Below are 19,690 nucleotides of genomic sequence, written 5' to 3'. Positions count from 1 at the left end.
GCCGCCTTCGGGGGTTACAAGAAATCCGGCGTCGGCCGTGAAACCCACAAGATGATGCTCGACCACTATCAGCAGACCAAGAACCTGCTGGTCAGCTACGACATCAATCCGCTGGGCTTCTTCTGATACCCGGTGGGTGATGAAAAACGCGGCTTCGGCCGCGTTTTTCATTGGACTCTGCGCCCGGGTAAAAACCCTGTAGGAGCCAGCTTGCTGGCGAATGGTGCGGTGATCTTCGCGCGCAAGAACTCGGCGCTCCCCTCGCTCCTCCATACCCACTCGCTGGGCTGCTTTTGATACCTGGCTGGAAACCGCGGCAGGGGTGGTGCGGCTTGTGGCCTGCGGGGTGGGTGGTTGTCTTGCAGGAGCCAGCTTGCTGGCGAATACGAGGTTGCGCTTCGCGAGCAAGCTCGCTCCTACAGAGTGGTCTCGCCCCCTGGCATCAGCGCTCGTCGCCGCGCCATTGGCGGGGGCTGACGCCGAACCAGCGGCGGAAAGCCCGGGAGAAAGCGCTGGTTTCGGAATAACCGAGCAACGGCGCCAGTTCAGAAATCGGCCGTTGCCGCTGACGCAGGTAATGCACCGCCAACTCACGTCGGGTCTGTTCGACCAGTTGGCTGAAGCTCAAGCCCGCCTCGCGCAGGCGCCGCTGCAATCCTGCCGCCGTCAGTTCGAGACGTTCGGCGATCAATTCCAGTGACGGTTCGCCTTCGGCCAGGGCCAGGCGGATCTGCGTGCCGGCATCTTCCACCAGGCTAGGCCGGGCGCCCTGCTCACCGAGGCGGCGGATCACGTCCTGGACCAGGAATAACAACGTTGGATCGCGCTCGGGCATGAGTTGCCCATGCAGATCCCCCTTAGGTACCAGCAGCGAATTGCAGGCGCGTTCGAACTGCACTGGTGCACCAAACACCCTGGAGTGTTCCTGCCAGCCCTCCGGGCGGGCGTGTTCGAAGGCCACAGCGCGCGGCGTCCAGTCGCGACCAAGTGCATGACGGAGCAGGTTGAGCGCCATGCCCATGGTCAGCTCGGCGTCCTGGCGGCGATCGAGGATCGCACCGTGGCGCACCTGATAGTCGAAGCGATAGCACTCGCCGCAATCCACCAGGCGGATCAGGGTGCTGTGCTGATGATAGGGAAAGGCCGCGGCGAAATTCTTCAGGGCATCTTCCACGGTTTCTGAACACAGCCCGACATAGCCCAAAAGCCCCAGCGCCTGCGGCTGGAACTGCTGGCCATAGCGCAGACCGAAGTTGTCGCAGCCCGATTGCCGCGCCGCTTCCTCAAGCACCTGGCAATAGTTGGTCAGGGCCAGGCTGAGTGCAGGGTGGCGCAATTGCTCGGGGTCGATACCGGCACGGCCGAAGACACGGTCGAGGTCGCCGCCCTGGCCGGTGATGAAGCTATCCAGGCCACTGGCAGCAGCGGACAGCACGCCAACATTACTCACCATCGGAGCATTGAGGCTGGCACTCGGGAACAGGAGCTGGCTCATTGCGGGCTACCGGATTTTTTTTGAATGAACATTCAAGCAAGACTCATGCCTCGCCCCTAAACGCTCTGGATCACGCCCCTGCAAGTCGCCCTGCAACAGGCCGCGAGCCATTGCTGGGCATTGCTGGAAGCCTTGCCCCGCATCGGGGCAATCGGGCACGTGGGGCAATGGGTAACAGTTCGATACAACTTGACCGCAGGTGTGTTGATGCATATCCGACGGTCAAGTCCTGTGGGGTGGGTGGCCGATAAGATCGACCACAGGTTATCCGTCCACGCCTCCGGGCAGAGGAGTCGCAATGAGCACATCACAACTAAAACCAACACTGGGCACCTTGCATCTCTGGGGCATCGCCGTAGGCCTGGTGATCTCCGGCGAGTACTTCGGCTGGAGCTACGGCTGGGGTACCGCCGGCACCCTGGGATTCCTCGTCACGGCGCTGTTGGTGGCGACCATGTACACCTGCTTCATTTTCAGCTTCACCGAACTGACCACCGCCATCCCCCATGCCGGCGGCCCCTTCGCTTACAGTCGCCGCGCCTTCGGTGAGAAAGGTGGCCTGATCGCCGGTATCGCCACCCTGATCGAGTTCGTCTTCGCCCCGCCGGCCATCGCCATGGCCATCGGCGCCTACCTCAACGTGCAGTATCCCGAGCTAGACCCCAAGCACGCGGCGGTCGGGGCCTACATCATCTTCATGACCCTGAACATCCTCGGCGTCAGCATCGCCGCCGCCTTCGAGCTGGTGGTGACCGTGCTGGCGGTGGCGGAATTGCTGGTGTTCATGGGCGTCGTGGCGCCAGGCTTCAGCTTCAGCAACTTCGTGGTCAACGGTTGGGCCGGCAGCAATGAGTTCAGCAGCACCGCACTTTCCGGCATCTTCGCCGCCATTCCCTTCGCCATCTGGTTCTTCCTCGCCATCGAGGGCGCAGCCATGGCCGCCGAAGAAGCCAAGGACCCGAAACGCACCATCCCGCGTGCCTATATCGCCGGCATCCTGACCCTGGTGTTCCTCGCCATCGGCGTGATGATCATGGCCGGCGGCGTCGGCGACTGGCGCGAACTCTCGAACATCAACGACCCGCTGCCGCAGGCGATGAAGGCCGTGGTCGGCAACGATTCCACCTGGATGCACATGCTGGTGTGGATCGGCCTGTTCGGCCTGGTGGCCAGCTTCCACGGCATCATCCTCGGCTACTCGCGCCAGTTCTTCGCCCTCGCCCGGGCCGGCTACCTGCCGCGCGGCCTGGCCAAGCTGTCGCGTTTCCAGACCCCGCACCGCGCGATCATCGCCGGCGGCGTGATCGGCATCGCGGCGATCTACAGCGATGGTCTGGTGAACCTGCAGGGTATGAGCCTGACGGCCGCCATGATCACCATGTCGGTATTCGGCGCCATCGTCATGTACATCATCAGCATGCTGAGCCTGTTCAAACTGCGTCGCACCGAGCCGGACCTGGAGCGCACCTTCCGTGCGCCGGGCTACCCAGTGGTACCGGCCGTTGCGCTGGTCCTGGCAGTGGTCTGCCTGTTGGCGATGGCGTGGTTCAACACCTTGATCGGTTTTGTCTTCCTTGGCTTCATGGTTGCCGGTTATATCTACTTCCAGTTCACCGCCCACCACCGCGCCAACGCGCCGGCCGATGCCCTGCTGAGCCGCGCCTGACGCCCGCCCACGCCCCGCCTTCCCGTGGCGGGGCGCCTCACCGAGGAGAGCTTCCTGTGAGCAGTTTTTCCCATATCGTTGGCGGCGAATCCTGGCGCTTCGACAGCCTCAAGGAAGTCATGGCCAAGGCGAGCCCCGCCCGCTCCGGCGACTATCTGGCCGGTGTCGCTGCCGCCAGCGATGGTGAGCGGGTCGCCGCACAAATGGCCCTGGCTGACATCCCCCTCAAGCACTTCCTCGACGAAGCGTTGATCCCTTACGAAAACGATGAAGTAACCCGGCTGATCATCGACAGCCACGACCGTACGGCCTTCGCCCCGGTCAGCCACCTGACCGTCGGCGGCCTGCGTGACTGGCTGCTCAGTGAGCACGCCGACGAATCCAGCCTGCGTGCCCTGGCTCCTGGCCTGACGCCGGAGATGGCCGCCGCCGTGTCGAAGATCATGCGCGTGCAGGACTTGGTGTTGGTGGCGCAGAAGATCCGCGTCGTCACCCGCTTCCGCAACACCATGGGCCTGCGCGGGCGCCTTTCCACCCGCCTGCAGCCGAACCACCCAACCGACGATCCGGCCGGCATCGCCGCGAGCATCCTCGACGGCCTGCTCTACGGCAATGGCGACGCCATGCTTGGCATCAACCCGGCCACCGATAACATCGCCTCGATTTGCACCATGCTGGAGATGCTCGATGCCATCATCCAGCGCTATGAGATCCCCACCCAAGCCTGCGTACTGACCCACGTCACCACGTCCATCGAAGCCATCAACCGCGGCGTACCGCTGGATCTGGTGTTCCAGTCCATTGCGGGCACCGAGGCCGCCAACGCCAGCTTCGGCATCAGCCTGAACATCCTCAAGGAAGGCTACGAAGCAGGCCTCTCGCAGAAGCGCGGCACCCTCGGCAACAACCTGATGTATTTCGAGACCGGCCAAGGCAGCGCCCTCTCGGCCAATGCCCACCATGGTGTCGACCAGCAGACCTGCGAAGCCCGCGCCTATGCCGTGGCCCGGCACTTCAACCCGTTCCTGGTGAACACCGTGGTCGGTTTCATCGGCCCGGAATACCTCTACAACGGCAAGCAGATCATCCGCGCCGGCCTGGAAGACCACTTCTGCGCCAAATTGCTCGGCGTACCGATGGGCTGCGACATCTGCTATACCAACCACGCCGAAGCCGACCAGGACGACATGGACATGCTGCTCACCCTGCTCGGGGTCGCCGGCATCAACTTCATCATGGGCATCCCCGGTTCCGACGACGTGATGCTCAATTACCAGACCACCTCTTTCCATGACGCCCTTTACGCCCGCCAGAGCCTGGGCCTGAAGCCAGCACCGGAGTTCGAGGCCTGGCTGGAGCGCATGGGCATCCTGGTGCAGAGCGATGGCCGAGTGATTCTCGGCGATCAGCTGCCACCGGCCTTCCGCCACGCGCTGGCACAGTTGGGGTAAGCCAGAAGGAGAGCAGTATGAAAGACCCGAAACTCACTTCAGGCACCACCGCCAACCCCTGGGAGGAACTGCGCCGCCTGACCCCGGCACGCATCGCCCTTGGCCGCGCCGGCACCAGCCTGCCGACCACGGCGCAACTGAATTTCCAATACGCCCACGCCCAGGCGCGGGATGCCGTGCACCTGCCCTTCGACCATGCTGGCATCACAGAGCAGCTGGCCGAGCGAGGCCGGGCCACCCTGCTGCTGCACAGCGCCGCGCCCGACCGCGACACCTACCTGCAACGCCCTGACCTGGGCCGCCGCCTCGATGCCGCGTCGGTCGAACGCCTGCGCCAGCACGCCGCTGCTTTCCCCGGCGGCCATGACCTCGCCGTGGTGATCGCCGACGGTCTGTCTGCCCTCGCGGTACAGCGCCATAGCCTGCCGCTCCTTGAGCGCATGGAAGAGCAAGCGCTCGCCGAAGGCTGGAGCCTGTCACCGGTGGTCCTGGTGCAGCAGGGGCGGGTAGCCGTGGCGGATGAAGTGGCCGAATTGCTCGACGCGAAGATGGTGGTGATCCTCATCGGCGAACGCCCCGGGCTGAGCTCGCCGGACAGTCTGGGCCTGTACTTTACCTACGCGCCGCGCGTGGGCCTGACCGACGCCTACCGCAACTGCATCTCCAATGTGCGCCTGGAAGGCCTCAGCTACGGCATGGCGGCCCACCGCCTGCTCTTCCTGATGCGCGAGGCCTGCCGTCGGCAGCTATCCGGGGTGAGCCTGAAAGACGAGGCCGAAGTGCCGAGCCTCGCGGGCGAACCCGACCTGGCCCTGGCCGGAAACTTCCTGCTGGCGAGCGACAAGCACTGAGCCTGTGTTCGAGTTTCAGCCCGGATGGAACTGTGACGTTGCTTTCATGTGGGTGCGAATTCATTGGCTCTGTCCCAGTTAAGTGTTGTCACTGGCTGGCTCCCTTGTAGGAGCCAGCTTGCTGGCGAACGGGCTCATTTCGCGAGCAAGAACTCGGCGCCCCCTCGCTCCTACAGGGCTCTCAGCCCGACCGTTGATGGCTAGCAACCGCTAACGCCGACAGCGCCAATGAATTCGCACCCACAGAGAGTCCACCGCGCCACCACTCAAACGCTTGTTTGGATTGCGCATTCCACATTTTCTGGTGCAGGATCAGAGCCGTTTGCTGGCATAGCACCTGCATTACCAAACCAGCCCACTATCCAACGCCGAGGCCCGCCATGCGCATCGTCCAAGCCACCCTTGAGCACCTGGACCTTCTGACCCCGTTATTCGTGAAATACCGCGAGTTCTACGGCGAGCTGCCCTTCCCCGAGTCCTCGCGCAAGTTCCTGGAAAAGCGCCTGAGCCGTAAAGAGTCGGTAATCTACCTGGCCCTCGCCGATGAGGATGACCGTCTGTTGGGTTTCTGCCAGCTCTATCCGAGCTTTTCCTCGCTGGCGCTGAAGCGCGTGTGGATCCTCAACGATATCTATGTCGCCGAAGATGCCCGCCGCCAACTGGTCGCCGACCGCCTGCTGCAGACGGCGAAGAAAATGGCCCGCGAGACCAACGCCGTGCGCATGCGCGTATCGAGCAAGGTCAGCAACACCGTGGCGCACAGGATGTACGAGTCCATCGGTTTCCACGAAGACACCGAGTTCAAGAACTACATCCTGCCCATCAACGGCGAGTGAACAGGCGAGCCCCCTCTCTCATAAACCGGTGAGGGGGCTACACCAGAAACCCACTGTCCCCGTAGATGCGAGCTTGCTCGCGAACCTCACCCCGCCTTCGCCAGCAAGCTGGCTGCTACAGCGAAGGCCCCACCTCATCACCACCCCAGCCACAGTCCAAACGACACCAGCAGCCCGATCAGCATGATCAACGCCAGATGCAACGTCGTGGTCCATTGCCTCGTCACCGGTTCCCTGGCCACCTGCGCCAGCGGCCGTTCCAGGGCCTGCTGGAACTCCGAAAGCGCCTCGAAGCGGGCCCTTGGCTGCGGCGCCAGTGCCCTGGCCAATACACCGTCCCAGCCTGCCGGCAGGTCGGGCACATAGCCAACCAGCGGCACGTAACGGCTGACCTGGCCGCCTTCCGGGCAGGCAACCTCCGGCCAGCGCCCACAGAGCATCCAGTAGGTCAGCGATGCCAGGGCGAACTGATCGGCGCTGCCATCCAATGCACGACCATGACGCAGTTCGGGAGCCAGCGGTACGGCATCTTGCGGCGTCACCTGACGTGACACCCCCGGCAGGATCGCCGCAAATTCCGGCAGCAGCAGCACACGGCCGTCATCCGCCACCAGGATCTGCCGTGGATCGAGCCAGAGCCCCTGCATGCCACGACGCTGCAAGGAGCGCACGGCCTCGATCAACTGAACCAGCAGCGCCATTGCACCCTTCGCATTCCAAGGGCCATCTGCCGCTAGCCGCTCCGTCATGCTGCGCATTCGTTCCGACGGGAACTGGAACAGCAGGAAGGCGTGGTGCCTGGGCTGTCGCGGCGACAGAACCTGCGGCAGGCTCGGCACCGGACTGCGCCTTAACACCCACTCCCGCTGCCAGAAGGCCTCGTCGGCATCCGTATCCGCCGCCCAGAAGAGCGCATCCCTGCCCTCTTCATCCCGGGCCAGGAACATCCGACCCGGCGAGCCGTAGCCGCAGGGCGCTTGAACCGTCCAACCATCCACCCTTGCCCCTACGATGACGTTCTCGAGGCGGGGCCAACGGCTACAGGGGCTGGGCGGCGGCAAATTATCCGGCTCGCCTGGCAGCACGATGGCCGCGGCCCCCGGGGCACCAAGCAGTGGCTCCAGCACAGCTCCCAATCGCCCCGGCTGGAGATCGTCGCAGCTGGCCTTGAATGCTCGCAGGTCGGCCACTTCCAGCAAGGGTTGCGGTGCCAGCAACAACGGCTGGTTACTGACCAGCGGCAGGCTGTGCTGGACCACGGCCAACTCAGCCTGAACGCCCAGGGGATTCTCGCGCCCCACCAGACAGTGCACATCGTCGCCCTGGATACGTACCAGGCCAATCGCACCAGCCTGGAGGAAATGCGCTTCACCATCCTGCACCAACAGAAGACCGGCACTCAGCTCAGGCACGGGCTCGCCGGCACGACGCCGGCGAAAGAGTTGCAGATTGAGCGCCGCCAGCACCTGCCGAGCCGCCTGAGCCTCGCTCCAGCCATCGGGCGTACAGCTGTAATCGGCGAACAGTGCATCCAGGTACAGATTGAGCACCTGCACCACATTGATGCACCGGCGTCCCCATAGCAGTGCCACCAGGAGCAAGGGCGGGCGCCCCTGTCGCCCCGCCACCCAGGTCGCGCGCGCACGCGCCGCCTGGTTGGGCAGGTCCAGCCCATGCCCCTGGGCCAGGCTCACAGCGGGGTGCTCAAGGAGCTGCAACGGCATGCGCAACTCTCCTCCATCATGAAAACAATGGATACAGTTGCAGCCTTCATGCCGATAGCCGTCTGGCCAACGACACGCTCCAGGAAGGCGACTTACCCCTATAATGCGTCATCTCCGGCCTATCCCCGCCTCCGCAAACCACAAGGCGCCTCATGGACTTCAACTTGCTCGACCTGATCCTCCACCTTGACGTTTACCTGAACATGCTGGTCAGCGACTACGGAACCTGGATCTACGCCATTCTCTTCCTGGTCATCTTCTGCGAGACGGGTCTGGTGGTTACGCCCTTCCTGCCTGGCGACTCCCTGCTGTTCATCGCTGGCGCCGTGGCCGCCGGCGGTGCCATGGACCCATGGCTGCTGGGTGGCCTGCTTATGGTTGCGGCCATCAGCGGAGACAGCCTCAACTATGTGATCGGTCGGACGGCCGGCGAACGGCTGTTCAGCAATCCCGACTCGAAGATTTTCCGCCGCGACTACCTGCTGCGCACCCACGAGTTCTACGAACGTCACGGCGGCAAGACCGTGACCATGGCGCGTTTCCTGCCCATCGTCCGGACCTTCGCGCCTTTCGTTGCCGGCGTCGGCCGGATGCCCTACCCACGTTTCCTCGGTTTCAGCGTGCTGGGCACGATCCTCTGGGTCGGAGGCCTGGTGACCCTTGGCTTCTTCTTCGGCAACGTGCCCTTCATCAAGCAGAACCTGTCGCTCATGGTGATCGGCATCATCGGTCTCTCGCTGCTGCCCATGGTCATCGGGTTCATCCGCCAGCACCTGCGCCCGAGAGCAGCCGCCAAGAACGCCGAGCACACCAGCTGAGACCATATGTGGTCCTTCCGTAACTGGCGACGCCAGCGCACCCTGGCGCGCAACCCCGTCGAGCCGAAGACCTGGACGGCGGTGCGCCAGCGCTTACCGATTCTCGACGGGCTGGATGCCATCGATGACCAGCGCCTGCGCGAGCGCAGCGTGCTGTTCCTGCATGAGAAGCACCTTACCGCCCTGCCTGGAGTCGAACTGAGCCGGGAAGATCGCCTGTTGCTCGCCGCCCAGGCCCAGCTACCGCTGCTGCACTTGCCGGAGCTGGACTGGTACCAGGGCTTCCACGAACTGATCCTTTACCCCGATGACTTCGTCAGTCCACAACGCCATCGTGATCCCAGCGGAGTGGTCCACGAATGGGACGACGAGCGCAGCGGCGAATCCTGGCAGCGCGGCCCTGTCATCCTCGCCTGGCCGGGCGTCCAGGCCAGCGGGGGCTGGGCAGGCTACAACCTGGTGATCCACGAGCTGGCACACAAGCTCGACATGCTCAATGGCGACCCCAATGGGCTACCGCCCCTGCACCGCGACATGCGCCTGTCCGACTGGGCCCTGACGATGCAGAGCGCGTACGACGATATGAACGCCCAGCTGGACCGCAACCCCGACGCGGAACTCCCCATCGATCCCTACGCCGCCGAAGACCCAGCCGAGTTCTTCGCCGTCACCAGCGAATACTTCTTCAGCGCCCCTGACGTACTTCATGAGGCCTACCCTGCCGTGTACCGCCAGCTCATGTCGTTCTACCGACAGGACCCGCTGACACGGCTCAAGGAGCTGCAGAAAAGTCATCCTGCCTACAAGGACGCGACTAATGGATGAGCAGAAGCGCGTGGCAACGGCTGGGGAATATGCCTATAATCGCGCCCACTTTTTTGGCCCATCCCCTGGGAGTCGACCATGAGCTTCAGCAAGATCCCGGCTGGCAAAGACCTGCCTAACGACATCTACGCCGCGATCGAGATTCCGGCCAACCATGCGCCGATCAAATACGAAATCGACAAGGACACGGACTGCCTGTTCGTCGACCGTTTCATGGCCACCCCGATGTTCTATCCGGCCAACTACGGCTACATCCCCAACACCCTGGCTGACGACGGCGACCCGCTGGACGTGCTGGTCGTGACCCCCTACCCGGTGGCACCCGGCTCCGTGATCCGCGCCCGCCCGGTTGGCGTCCTGCACATGACCGACGAAGCTGGCGGCGACGCCAAGCTGCTCGCCGTGCCGCACGACAAGCTGAGCCAGCTGTACGTAGACATCAAGGAATACACCGACCTGCCGGCCCTGCTCCTGGAGCAGATCAAGCACTTCTTCGAGAACTACAAAGACCTCGAGAAAGGCAAGTGGGTGAAAGTAGAGCGCTGGGGCAACGCTGATGAAGCCCGCGCTGAGATTCTGAAGGCGGTTGCGGCCTACCAAAAATAAGCCAAAGCCACCCCCTAAAAGCCGGCCACAAGCCGGCTTTTTTATTGCCCAGCATTTTCTACCGACTTCTTCCACACCCTAGGCGCTTCACGGCTTTCAGCCTAATATCTGTCTACTCAGCGCTAGCCAGAACTACCCCCATCCAGCCTAAAAATGTGGGGACAAGTGTGGGGACAGAATCAGGGAGTGGAGCATGGGCAAGCTGAACCCGAAGCAAGTCGAAAACCTGAACGAGCCGGGCACCTATGAGGACGGCGAGGGTTTGCGTCTTGTCGTGAAGGCATCCAGGAGCAAGTCCTGGCTGTTGCGCTATCAGATTGCGGGCCGGCGCCGAGACATGGGGTTGGGCAGCTATCCCGAAGTGAGCTTGAAGGAAGCGCGTCTAGTCGCGGCCGGCCACCGTAAGCAATTGGCGAACGGTATCGACCCCATGGCGGCCAGGGATGCCCAACGCGAGGCGGAACGGGAGGCGCAGCAAGCCAAGGAGGCACAGCGTGTGACCTTCCAGTCCCTTGCAATCGACTACCACACCACGCACAGCTCCACTTGGTCGGAGAAGTGGCGCAAGGGCTGGCTGCGCAAGTTGGAGCTGTACGCCTTCCCGGCCATCGGCAAGCTCCCGGTCAGTGATATTGAAACCGAGCACATCTTGCACGTCCTGCAACCCATCTGGAGCAGCAAGACCCGCACTGCTGACGAAGTGCGCGGACAAATCGAGCAGGTACTAGATGCTGCCAAGGCTCGCAAGCTGCGCAAGGGAGACAACCCCGCCCGCTGGCGTGGGCATCTGGACAACCTGCTAAGCCGCGCGGAGAAGAAAAAGGCCCGCAAGCGCGAACACTTCGCCGCCATGAAGTGGCAAGACGTACCCGCGCTGATGACCATCCTCGCTGGCCACGACTCTCGCGCTGCCGTGGCCACCCGCCTGATGATCTTCACCGGAGCCCGGGCGCAAATGATCCGCTTGGCTACCTGGGATGAATTCGACCTGGAAGCCGGCGTCTGGTCACTGCCAGATGAGCGCATGAAGGCCCGCAAGGCTTTCGAGATACCTCTGGCACAGCCAGTTGTGGAAATGCTCAAGCAACTGCTGCGCATCGAGGGCAGCCCGTTTCTATTCCCCGGCCAAGGCAAAACCGGAGCCATCCACGCGAACGCCATCCGCAACCTGCTACACAGCCTGGGACATGACGACGTCACCCGTCACGGCTTCCGGTCGAGCTTCCGGGACTGGGCGAACGAACGGACCCACTACCCACGCGAAGTCTGCGAACTGGCGCTCGCCCATGACGAACGGGACCAAACCGAGGCGGCCTACTCCCGCTCCGACTTCTTGGAGAAGCGCCGGGCACTGATGGCTGAATGGGCACAGTTCATCACCACGCCGCCTGCGGCCAATGTCATTCAAGGCGACTTCAAGCGGCCTAAAGGGGCACCGACTGGACTGGCGTGATGGAGCAAGAAGCGGAACTCCATGCCGTCCAACTGACCTATTCGATGGAGCGCCTAGGGGGCGTGTGATGGCAAAAATTGGTCGAGTGGAAGACCTGCCGGGCTGGTTCAACTTACGAGAATACCAATCCTGCGAGTCATTTATGGCTATAGACTGGCTGACTTGCCTCAAGACCCGACAATTAATTATTGAGTTGATATCCATTGGAGATATCTATGGCGCGAGCGATCTGGCAGAGCGAGTCCGAAACGACCCAACCGATTGCTTCCGCTTGGACTGGGAAGCCTTGGAAAGCCCAGTAAGGCCGTTGAGCTTCGCTGATATTGCTTTTAAAGGCGGCATGTCTCTGATGTTGGGACCAGCCTTTCCCAAGGAGGCTGAGCAATGGGCCCAGACGGCGAACAAGATAGCTGCCGGAGACTGGATTCCAGACTCGTCGATGAGGACGCCTATTGAGAATAGTAACGACGAGTCCCGTTCACTCTTTGTGAACTTACGGGCCACGGACTCCGTTTTGAAGGACGCCTTTTCGGCATGGCTGAAAGATGTTCGATCACAGCAACGCACTGCCAGCAAACGAGAGCGACCGGCCTATCACAGCTGGGCTCGTTACGGCCTACTGCCGTACCTTGATTTATTTATCTGGACGAAACTGACGGGAAACCAAATACCGTATCAGCTTATGTCCGAGGCGGTAGGCTATTGCCAAGGAGGCTCAAGCAAAGGAGGAGAGAGCTTCCAAAGAAACGTTCGTCCTCTGCGCCTCAATCTGCCGCAGAAGCTTGCCGAACTTGAAGCGCTCGCAGCCATCGAGGCGCATCAGGAAGAACCCGCGACTTGAGTTTTTCCGGAAAAACTCAGAGGCCAAATCTCGGTATGGCCCGTCCTTGCACTGGTGTATTTAATCCGTAGCCAATTCTACGACGCGCCACCGAGCGCAAAGGAGGTTTGGCTATGTCTGCCCCGTCCAATCGCTTCAACCGTGCTGAACGCCGTATCTATCGTTTGCGGCAAGTTATGGACGCCACCGGCTTCGGTCGCGCCTGGATCTACGAGCTGATGAAGCGCGGCGATTTCCCCAAGGCCCACAAAATCGGCACCCGCGCCGTGGGCTGGAGTAGCGCCGAAGTAGATGCCTGGGTAGCGGTCCAACTGGGTGAGAAGTGCTGAACATGAGTGGCCCTACTTCTCCCAGCAAATTCGCCCGCATCTTGGCCCACCTCCTCACTGGAGCCAGCCTCAACCGTTTTGTGGCGGAAACCTTGGGCGATCATTGTCTCAACAGCACCATCGCTACCCTGGCAAATACGCACGGTCTGATAATCAGTCGTCAGACCGAAAAGGTGCCAAATCGCTGGGGTAAGCCTTGTACGGTGATCCGTTACAGCATGCCGCCTACCGAGATGGAGCTGGCATCCAACGTGCTGGCGCGGCTGGAGGTATAAGGTGGCTCGCAACCGGGCCAGAGCCAAAGGGCGCCTGGAATCCGGGCCCTTTGCACGGCTGCCCCATGCGGTAATGGACAGCGAGGATTTCCGCAGACTTTCCGGCAGCGCATTGGCCGTGCTGATGTGCTTGCTGCGTCAGTATCGGGGCAGTAACAACGGTGATCTGAGCGCGACGTTTGCCAACGCCAATCTATGGGGTATTGGGAGTAAGTCCACTCTCGCCAATGCCCTGATGGAGCTTCAACGGTGCAACCTTATCGTGCGTACTCGTGAAGGCCGATTCATGAAACCTGGTGGCTGCTGCGCACTGTACGCCATTACCTGGCAACCAATTGACGAATGCGATGGGAAAATCGAAGTGCCAGCCACTGCAACAGCCCCCCGCAAGTTCAGCCTGGAGCGGGCAAAACACTCGGTACAGAAACTGAACAGGCAGGGTACAGAAAACGTACCGATAGCGTGAAACGCCCAGTACAGAAACTGGACTCCTTTTTAGATATACCAGGGCGCAGCCCGCAATCACCTTAGAGGTTGATACGCCTGTGCTATCCAATCACCCACGCCGAAGCTCTAGCCGATATTCGCGGGCGCGGCTGCTGGCCGGATGCCAACATTCTGGAGAACTAACCCATGCCCTACCTGATCAGGAGCCTTGCAAATATCGGCTCCAAGCTGATCGTCACCCCCCGAGACAACCTGACCATCGCCCGGCGAATCGTACGTCGCATGTGCGAGGAGCGTGACAAAATATACGGCGAACGTCGGGAGCTGCACCGCAAGGCCCGCAAGCTGCGCCAGTTCGAGCCGTTCACCATGTTGGCCGCCGACAAGATGGAACAGCAAGCCCGCGAGCACCGCGCCACTGAACTGAACAGTATCCGCCTGGTACTGCTGGGGTATGGCCGGTTGATCGTTCTGGATCGCGAGAGCATCGCCGACCAGCTGGGGTTCGAGGCGCTGGCCGACCTGCTGAACATCAACAGCGTGGATCGGGAGCGAGCGCGCCGGGAAGGCTTGCGCACCCTGGCCGAGCTGATCGCAGTCAATGACCTGGAGAACAGCGCAGAGCGCCGTAGCGATAAATGGGGCGCAGGTAGCCCGCTCTATCAAGCGAGCCTCGCCGCCATACAGGAATTTATCCGCGCCGCGCCCGAAAGCGCATTGCCCAACCTGTTCGCGCCGGGCGAGTTACTCAGGCCTAAGTTGCAGCCAAGGTTGCAACTGGTGTGGCCGGCCGCGCAGGACACCGCTGGTGCCGACTAGCACCCGTGGCCCACAACAGACCAATAGTCTGTTGGCGCTGACACGATTTTGACCCAGGCTGCCGGAATTCATTGACCCACCCGAAGACTCAGCAAACGATGACCTTGCGCGGGATTTCAGAGGCTTTATATGGGTCAGTCAAAATTATCAGCCTGGGTCAAAATCGTGTCAGCGCCAACAAGCTATGGGAGCAATACGCGCGCACGCGCGAGGGATCGCGGCCATTCCGAGTTTCTTGAGTCCCGAAAGGCCGCGACGGGACAAGCGTCTGGGCTGGCGGCTAATAGCCAGGAGGGCCAAACATATGGCTGGCGTCCGACCTCGAGAAGCAGGAGCTGGAGAAGATGGCCAAGCCAGCTGTGCACTCCGCTCCGAAATGAAGCCTGTGCGGATTGTCTGGCAGATGGGGCTGTGACCGGGGCACTGAACCGCGTCGAACAGATCGTCGAGCGGCTGAGCGAGATGGCTGTAGATTTCCCGGAAGTGTAACCCCGGCGCAATCCCATCTCACGAATGAAAAAGGCCCACATCGCTGCGAGCCTTGATTTCATTGGTACCGGCGAAAGGAATCGAACCCTCGACCTTCTCATCACGAATATAACAGACGATCTGCAACAGGACATAGCCCACCTAGCTTCGACCTCGGAGATCCTTACACGACTCATTCCTGAAGCGCAGGCTCGCGCGAGAAGTCCTACTACGAAAGTTTCGTAGTAGGTTCAGCCCCGCATGGGCAGGGAACACATTCAGCCCGGGACAGCACGTACGCGTCAACGCTCACCCGAGGGGATCGGCAAGTAACCACACTCAGCGATAATTTTCGATGGTTTCGTCCACATAGCCCTCGGCGCGCATCTGATCCAGCGCACGCTGCAGTTTCTGCACCACTTCATCCGGCACCTCTTTATTCAACGCCAGATAGAGTTCCGAGCGCTTGAAGCGCAGAACCGTCTTCAGGCCGGTGATGCCTTCCTGCTTGGCCAGGTAGCGGCCAGCTGGATCACCAGTGGCCCAGAGGTCAAGTTGGCCGTTCTGCAGTTTCTTGGCGTTCTCCTGGTCGCGCAGCGCGGTGATTGGCGTCAAACCTTGCTGGGACAGGAACTCAGCGGTGGCATCGCCCTTGTAAGCACCTACCTTGTACTGCTTGGCTTCGTCCAGATTGCTCAGGCTGATCTGACTGTCCCCCTTGGCCAACATGACCCAGTCATCAGAGCTGATTGGGCCCACCCATTTGAACGACTGCTCGCGCTCTGGCAGACGGGTAGTGGAAAACACCCCGTAGCCGGGTTTCTCCAGTGCCAGCTTGTAGATCCTGTCCCAGGGAAAACGCAAGGTGAGGCTGTAGTTCACCTCGGCGCGCTTGAACATCTCGCGGACAATATCGGCAGCGATGCCATCGATCGTATCGTCTTGCGCAAAGTTCTTGCCGTTGATCGCCATGTTATACGGCGGGTAATTTTCTGTGAGCAGGACAACGCTGTAGTTGGAGGCTACTTCTGCGGCGACAGCGGTGGAAAGCAGCAGGCCGCCGGCAAGCGAAAAAGCTAAGCGTTTGAACATGTGAGGCTCTCATTGTTATTAGAGGGAAAGAGCCCATGCAGCATAACCTGCTCGCTTGTAGGGATGCAGAGCTTTGGGTCACGAGTCTGGAAAGGCAGTGGCGGTCATTGTGGCGCTGAGGACTCGGCGCAGTGAATCGCCCCTGTAAACAATGCGGACAGATGCGGATCCCCTCTCGCGCTAAAGCACGCAGGAAGCCTCAGCTCGACCAAATGCATCGAAAGAACGTCTTAATGACTTGTCGCAGCATCTTAATGATGCATTTTGCGTCTTACCGTCAAAGTACGCGCTCTCTAGACTGGCCGGGTCTGAAAGGCAACCTTGGAGAAAACAACAATGAACGTCCTCCTGCTCGGCGCTGGTCACATCGGTTACACCATCGCTCAACTACTGCACAACACCGGCGACTATAAGGTTCTGGTTGCAGACCGTGACAAGAATTCGCTAAAGGCCATCGCCGCCCTTGGCATCGCCACCCGCGAGGTCGATTCGACTGACGGGGCTGCCCTGGAAGCGGCCATGCATGGCCAGGATGCGGTGCTCAACGCCCTGCCCTACCACATGGCCATCGGCGTCGCCAAAGCGGCTAAGGCCACCGGCACCCACTACTTCGACCTGACCGAAGACGTGCACGCTACAAAGACCATCCGCGAGCTCGCCGAAGGTTCTAAGACCGCCTTCATGCCGCAATGCGGCCTAGCCCCGGGCTTCATCGGCATCGCCGCAAACGCCCTGGCGCGCCATTTCGACAGCGTGCGCGAAGTGAAGATGCGCGTCGGCGCTCTGCCCGAATTTCCGACCAACGCCCTGAAGTACAACCTGACCTGGAGCGTCGACGGTCTGGTCAACGAGTACTGCCACCCTTGCGAGGCCATTCGCAACGGCAAGTTGCAAATGGTGCAGCCGCTCGAAGGTCTGGAGCACTTTTCCCTGGACGGCGTCGAATACGAGGCGTTCAACACCTCCGGAGGTTTGGGCACGCTGTGCGAGACCCTGGAAGGCAAGGTCGAAGTCCTCGACTACAAGACCGTGCGCTATCCGGGTCACCGCAATCTGATGAAATTCCTGCTGGAAGACCTGCGCCTGGTCGACCATCAGGAAAAGCTGAAGGACATCCTGCGCGGCGCCGTGCCAAGCACCATGCAGGACGTGGTGTTGGTGTTCGTCACCGTGAGCGGCATGCGTGACGGCAAACTGGTGCAGGAAGTGTTCAGCCGTAAAATCTTCGCCGCCGAGCAGAATGGCCGCCTGACCAGCGCCATCCAGATCACCACCGCTGCCGGCATCTGCGCCGCGCTGGATTTGTTCCGTGAGAAGCGCCTGCCGCAGTCCGGTTTTATCAGCCAGGAGCAGGTCGTTCTGGAAGACTTCCTGGCCAACCGCTTCGGCCTGGCCTACGAAGAGCACGCCGCAGAAACCCAAGCAGCGGCCTAAGCTACTCAGGCTGTTCCCACCCGCCAGCGGCTTGACCGCTGGCATTTTTTTGCCTGCTGTTTTTTGCTGGCTTCCACGTTCCAACGTGGGCATTCAGCCGGGGACACTCTACGCCCCAGCCGCGGAGCGGCTAAAGATGCACCCCCGCGCAGAATCGGGGAACGATCGCCCCCCTTACAATTTTTGCCCGCGGTCCAGCTTGCAGGACAGAATGATTGAAGAGGTGGTTTTCTCTACCCCGTCCACCGCGCCGATTTCATCCAGCAGCTCGTCCAGGCGCTCCGGCGAGTCGGCCCGCACCCAGGCAACGAAGTCGAACTCACCGCTCACCGTGCACAACTGCTGCACCTCCGCCATGGCAGTCAGGCGGCGTAGCACCTCCTTGCTGGAGCGCGGCTGCAGGGTCATCCCCACGTAGGCTTGTAGCCCCCCATCCAGCACGCGCTGACCAAGGCGCAGGCCGTAGCCGGCGATGACCTTGCTCTTCTCCAGGCGGGCGATCCGTGAGATCACCGTGGTCCGCGCGATACCGAGCTTGCGCGCCAGCATGGCCACGCTCTCCCGGGCGTTGAGTTGCAGCGCTGCGATCAACTGGCTATCGATACCGTCCAGGCGCAAAGCGTTCAAATCAGACATTCAGGACAGACCTCAAGACTTCATTCCAACCGCGGATAAATCCGCTCCTACAATCGGGCGGTTCTTATAGGAACGGATTCATCCGCGATGATGCATTGCACAAAAGCCTCTACCAGCAAACGCTGGAGAGGCTCGAAAGATAGGAGGAGACACAGCCGGTACCGGCCAATCGCACAAAGCGCGAGGGGTCGTAAGGCCAGCACCTGCCCCTCATGGAGAGGGCAGGTGAGCCGCATCAGCGCCCCTGACAGGCATCCACCCGCAGGCGCCGCTCCAGCAGCCGGAAGCCCTGCACCAGAACATAAGCAGCCACCAGGTAAAACACCCCGGCGACGAAGAAGATCTCCACCGGCTGGTAGGTGCGGGCGATGATGGTGCGCGACATGCCGGTCAGTTCCAGTAGGGTGATGGTACTGGCCAGAGCGCTGGCCTTGAGCATCAGAATCACCTCGTTGCTATAGGCCGGCAGGCCGATGCGCGCTGCCCGTGGCAGGATGATGTGCAGCAGCGCCGTCGCTCGTGACATGCCCAGTGCCCGGGCCGCCTCGATCTCGCCCGGAGGGATCGCCTGGATCGCGCCGCGCAGGATCTCGGCGATATAGGCCGCGGTGTGCAGGGTCAGGGTGATGATCGCGCACCAGTAGGGGTCGCGCAGATAAGGCCAGAGCGGTCCCTGGCGCACGGCCTCGAACTGCGCCAGGCCGTAGTAGACCAGGAACAGCTGGACGAGCAGCGGCGTGCCACGGAAGAAGAAGATGTAGCCGTAGGGCAGAGCACGCAACCACCACTGCCGCGACGACCGTGCGATACCCAGCGGCAGGGCCAGGAGCAGTCCGGCGATCACCGCGATACCGACCAGCTCCAGTGTCAGCCAAGCGCCCTCGGCGATCCGCGGTAGCCACTTGATGATTAATTCCCAGTTCATGCGGCTGCCCTCACGAAACCACGACCAGCGCGCTTCTCTAGAGCGAACAGGCCGCTCATGGCGATGATGGTCAGGCTCAGGTAGATGAACGCGGCCACCAGATAGAAAGTGAAGGGTTCCTTACTGGCGGTCACGGCGATTTGCGAGCGACGCATGATTTCCTCCAGGCCAATCACCGAGATCAGCGCGGTGTCCTTCATCAGGATCATAAACAGGTTGCCCAGACCCGGCAGGGCGATGCGCCACATCTGCGGCAGGATCACCCGCCAGAGGACGCGGCCCCTGGAAATGCCCAGCGCCATGCCGGCTTCACGGTGTCCCTTAGGGATGGCCAGGATCGCGCCACGAAACACCTCGGTGGCGTAGGCGCCGAAGCACAGGCCTAGGGCAATGCTGCCGGCGGCGAAGGCGCTGAGCTCCAACTCCGGATAGCCGATAAGCTCACCCAGGCTGCGCAGCAGGTTGACCGTGCCGAAATAGATCAGTAGCACCCAGAGCAGTTCGGGCACGCCGCGCACCAGGGTCGAATAGCTGCCACCCAGCCATTGCAACGGCTTGTACGGGGACGTCTTGGCCAACGCACCGAACAGGCCGAGCAGCAGGCCCAGCAACAACGCCGACAGCGCCAGCTTGATGGTCATCAGAGCGCCAGCGGCCAACGCCGGGCCGAAGCCATAGAGATCGAGAGTCATAATTCAA

At 61.6% G+C, this 19,690-nt stretch carries 21 protein-coding genes; 15 read left to right on the top strand and 6 right to left on the bottom strand.

Features of this window, described 5'->3' with window-relative positions:
- Positions 1–126 (top strand): aldehyde dehydrogenase family protein (locus J7302_RS18440; protein ID WP_003137649.1); only part of this gene is annotated, 126 nt, incomplete at its 5' end.
- 316 nt (positions 127–442) lie between these two features.
- Here the strand turns inward: J7302_RS18440 and qhpR are convergent.
- On the bottom strand, positions 443–1,495 hold the full coding sequence (gene qhpR / locus J7302_RS18435; protein ID WP_215377922.1) for an AraC-like transcriptional regulator QhpR: 1,053 nt from the start codon (positions 1,493–1,495) through the stop codon (positions 443–445).
- A gap of 298 nt (positions 1,496–1,793) precedes the next feature.
- Here qhpR and eat point away from each other — a divergent pair, with 298 nt between their 5' ends.
- From eat to J7302_RS18415, 4 genes are all read left to right on the top strand, one after another.
- Positions 1,794–3,161 carry an ethanolamine permease gene (gene eat / locus J7302_RS18430; protein WP_215377920.1) on the top strand — a complete coding sequence of 456 codons (1,368 nt, stop codon included), beginning with the start codon at positions 1,794–1,796 and terminating at the stop codon, positions 3,159–3,161.
- A 56-nt stretch (positions 3,162–3,217) separates the two neighbouring features.
- The gene (locus tag J7302_RS18425; RefSeq protein ID WP_215377917.1) at positions 3,218–4,612 is read left to right on the top strand and encodes an ethanolamine ammonia-lyase subunit EutB; all 1,395 of its coding nucleotides are present in this window, start codon (positions 3,218–3,220) and stop codon (positions 4,610–4,612) included.
- Between the two features lie 17 nt (positions 4,613–4,629).
- Positions 4,630–5,463, top strand: coding sequence for an ethanolamine ammonia-lyase subunit EutC (gene eutC / locus J7302_RS18420; protein WP_215377915.1), 834 nt, complete (start codon positions 4,630–4,632; stop codon positions 5,461–5,463).
- A 380-nt stretch (positions 5,464–5,843) separates the two neighbouring features.
- Complete coding sequence (locus tag J7302_RS18415) at positions 5,844–6,299, top strand: GNAT family N-acetyltransferase (protein WP_215377912.1); 456 nt, start codon at positions 5,844–5,846, stop codon at positions 6,297–6,299.
- Positions 6,300–6,436: 137 nt separating this feature from the next.
- Here the strand turns inward: J7302_RS18415 and J7302_RS18410 are convergent, their stop codons facing one another.
- On the bottom strand, positions 6,437–8,023 hold the full coding sequence (locus tag J7302_RS18410) for a serine/threonine-protein kinase (protein ID WP_215377910.1): 1,587 nt from the start codon (positions 8,021–8,023) through the stop codon (positions 6,437–6,439).
- 152 nt (positions 8,024–8,175) lie between these two features.
- Between J7302_RS18410 and J7302_RS18405 the strand changes: the two genes are divergently transcribed.
- The 9 genes from J7302_RS18405 (at position 8,176) to J7302_RS18365 (ending at position 14,436) form a co-directional block, all read left to right on the top strand.
- A complete protein-coding gene (locus J7302_RS18405) occupies positions 8,176–8,841 on the top strand; it encodes a DedA family protein (RefSeq protein WP_215377908.1) in 666 nt (221 codons plus the stop codon).
- 6 nt (positions 8,842–8,847) lie between these two features.
- Positions 8,848–9,666 (top strand): M90 family metallopeptidase, encoded by an 819-nt coding sequence (locus J7302_RS18400; protein ID WP_215377906.1) that lies wholly within the window; start codon positions 8,848–8,850, stop codon positions 9,664–9,666.
- A 78-nt stretch (positions 9,667–9,744) separates the two neighbouring features.
- A complete protein-coding gene (gene ppa / locus J7302_RS18395) occupies positions 9,745–10,272 on the top strand; it encodes an inorganic diphosphatase (RefSeq protein ID WP_215377904.1) in 528 nt (175 codons plus the stop codon).
- Positions 10,273–10,465: 193 nt separating this feature from the next.
- The gene (locus J7302_RS18390) at positions 10,466–11,725 is read left to right on the top strand and encodes a tyrosine-type recombinase/integrase (RefSeq protein ID WP_215377901.1); all 1,260 of its coding nucleotides are present in this window, start codon (positions 10,466–10,468) and stop codon (positions 11,723–11,725) included.
- A gap of 67 nt (positions 11,726–11,792) precedes the next feature.
- On the top strand, positions 11,793–12,566 hold the full coding sequence (locus J7302_RS18385) for a DUF6387 family protein (RefSeq protein ID WP_215377899.1): 774 nt from the start codon (positions 11,793–11,795) through the stop codon (positions 12,564–12,566).
- A gap of 113 nt (positions 12,567–12,679) precedes the next feature.
- Positions 12,680–12,895, top strand: a complete 216-nt coding sequence (locus J7302_RS18380) for a helix-turn-helix transcriptional regulator (RefSeq protein WP_215377897.1) — start codon at positions 12,680–12,682, stop codon at positions 12,893–12,895.
- 2 nt (positions 12,896–12,897) lie between these two features.
- Positions 12,898–13,170: a hypothetical protein gene (locus tag J7302_RS18375; protein WP_215377894.1), complete on the top strand. Its 273-nt coding sequence runs from the start codon at positions 12,898–12,900 to the stop codon at positions 13,168–13,170.
- 1 nt (position 13,171) lies between these two features.
- Entirely contained in the window at positions 13,172–13,636 is a 465-nt protein-coding gene (locus J7302_RS18370; protein WP_215377892.1) for a hypothetical protein, read from the top strand.
- Positions 13,637–13,803: 167 nt separating this feature from the next.
- Positions 13,804–14,436 (top strand): hypothetical protein, encoded by a 633-nt coding sequence (locus J7302_RS18365; RefSeq protein ID WP_215377890.1) that lies wholly within the window; start codon positions 13,804–13,806, stop codon positions 14,434–14,436.
- Between the two features lie 807 nt (positions 14,437–15,243).
- Here J7302_RS18365 and J7302_RS18360 read toward each other — a convergent pair.
- Positions 15,244–15,996, bottom strand: coding sequence for a substrate-binding periplasmic protein (locus tag J7302_RS18360; RefSeq protein WP_215377888.1), 753 nt, complete (start codon positions 15,994–15,996; stop codon positions 15,244–15,246).
- A gap of 336 nt (positions 15,997–16,332) precedes the next feature.
- On the opposite strand from J7302_RS18360, the gene J7302_RS18355 reads away from it, so the two are divergent.
- The gene (locus J7302_RS18355; RefSeq protein WP_215377886.1) at positions 16,333–17,430 is read left to right on the top strand and encodes a saccharopine dehydrogenase family protein; all 1,098 of its coding nucleotides are present in this window, start codon (positions 16,333–16,335) and stop codon (positions 17,428–17,430) included.
- Positions 17,431–17,604: 174 nt separating this feature from the next.
- On the opposite strand, the gene J7302_RS18350 is transcribed toward J7302_RS18355, so the two are convergent.
- The 3 genes from J7302_RS18350 to J7302_RS18340 all read right to left on the bottom strand — a co-directional run bounded on the left by J7302_RS18350 (position 17,605) and on the right by J7302_RS18340 (position 19,683).
- Entirely contained in the window at positions 17,605–18,066 is a 462-nt protein-coding gene (locus J7302_RS18350; protein WP_215377884.1) for an Lrp/AsnC family transcriptional regulator, read from the bottom strand.
- A 235-nt stretch (positions 18,067–18,301) separates the two neighbouring features.
- The gene (locus J7302_RS18345; RefSeq protein ID WP_215377882.1) at positions 18,302–18,991 is read right to left on the bottom strand and encodes an ABC transporter permease; all 690 of its coding nucleotides are present in this window, start codon (positions 18,989–18,991) and stop codon (positions 18,302–18,304) included.
- Positions 18,988–19,683, bottom strand: a complete 696-nt coding sequence (locus J7302_RS18340) for an ABC transporter permease (RefSeq protein WP_215377880.1) — start codon at positions 19,681–19,683, stop codon at positions 18,988–18,990. Before J7302_RS18340 ends, J7302_RS18345 begins: the two co-directional genes overlap by 4 nt.
- Positions 19,684–19,690 lie beyond the last annotated feature (7 nt).

This window comes from Metapseudomonas boanensis, assembly GCF_018704125.1.
Taxonomy (GTDB): Bacteria; Pseudomonadota; Gammaproteobacteria; order Pseudomonadales; family Pseudomonadaceae; genus Metapseudomonas; species Metapseudomonas boanensis.
Note: the sequence above shows the minus strand (reverse complement) of the source record. Positions and strands in the feature narration are given on the sequence as shown.

Excerpts from the sequence above, each read along its gene's own strand:
- qhpR (WP_215377922.1), bottom strand. The coding sequence starts at position 1,495 with ATGAGCCAGCTCCTGTTCCCGAGTGCCAGCCTCAATGCTCCGATGGTG.
- eat (WP_215377920.1), top strand. The coding sequence starts at position 1,794 with ATGAGCACATCACAACTAAAACCAACACTGGGCACCTTGCATCTCTGG.
- eutC (WP_215377915.1), top strand. The coding sequence starts at position 4,630 with ATGAAAGACCCGAAACTCACTTCAGGCACCACCGCCAACCCCTGGGAG.
- J7302_RS18415 (WP_215377912.1), top strand. The coding sequence starts at position 5,844 with ATGCGCATCGTCCAAGCCACCCTTGAGCACCTGGACCTTCTGACCCCG.
- J7302_RS18410 (WP_215377910.1), bottom strand. The coding sequence starts at position 8,023 with ATGCCGTTGCAGCTCCTTGAGCACCCCGCTGTGAGCCTGGCCCAGGGG.
- J7302_RS18405 (WP_215377908.1), top strand. The coding sequence starts at position 8,176 with ATGGACTTCAACTTGCTCGACCTGATCCTCCACCTTGACGTTTACCTG.
- J7302_RS18400 (WP_215377906.1), top strand. The coding sequence starts at position 8,848 with ATGTGGTCCTTCCGTAACTGGCGACGCCAGCGCACCCTGGCGCGCAAC.
- ppa (WP_215377904.1), top strand. The coding sequence starts at position 9,745 with ATGAGCTTCAGCAAGATCCCGGCTGGCAAAGACCTGCCTAACGACATC.
- J7302_RS18390 (WP_215377901.1), top strand. The coding sequence starts at position 10,466 with ATGGGCAAGCTGAACCCGAAGCAAGTCGAAAACCTGAACGAGCCGGGC.
- J7302_RS18385 (WP_215377899.1), top strand. The coding sequence starts at position 11,793 with ATGGCAAAAATTGGTCGAGTGGAAGACCTGCCGGGCTGGTTCAACTTA.
- J7302_RS18380 (WP_215377897.1), top strand. The coding sequence starts at position 12,680 with ATGTCTGCCCCGTCCAATCGCTTCAACCGTGCTGAACGCCGTATCTAT.
- J7302_RS18375 (WP_215377894.1), top strand. The coding sequence starts at position 12,898 with ATGAGTGGCCCTACTTCTCCCAGCAAATTCGCCCGCATCTTGGCCCAC.
- J7302_RS18365 (WP_215377890.1), top strand. The coding sequence starts at position 13,804 with ATGCCCTACCTGATCAGGAGCCTTGCAAATATCGGCTCCAAGCTGATC.
- J7302_RS18360 (WP_215377888.1), bottom strand. The coding sequence starts at position 15,996 with ATGTTCAAACGCTTAGCTTTTTCGCTTGCCGGCGGCCTGCTGCTTTCC.
- J7302_RS18355 (WP_215377886.1), top strand. The coding sequence starts at position 16,333 with ATGAACGTCCTCCTGCTCGGCGCTGGTCACATCGGTTACACCATCGCT.
- J7302_RS18350 (WP_215377884.1), bottom strand. The coding sequence starts at position 18,066 with ATGTCTGATTTGAACGCTTTGCGCCTGGACGGTATCGATAGCCAGTTG.
- J7302_RS18345 (WP_215377882.1), bottom strand. The coding sequence starts at position 18,991 with ATGAACTGGGAATTAATCATCAAGTGGCTACCGCGGATCGCCGAGGGC.
- J7302_RS18340 (WP_215377880.1), bottom strand. The coding sequence starts at position 19,683 with ATGACTCTCGATCTCTATGGCTTCGGCCCGGCGTTGGCCGCTGGCGCT.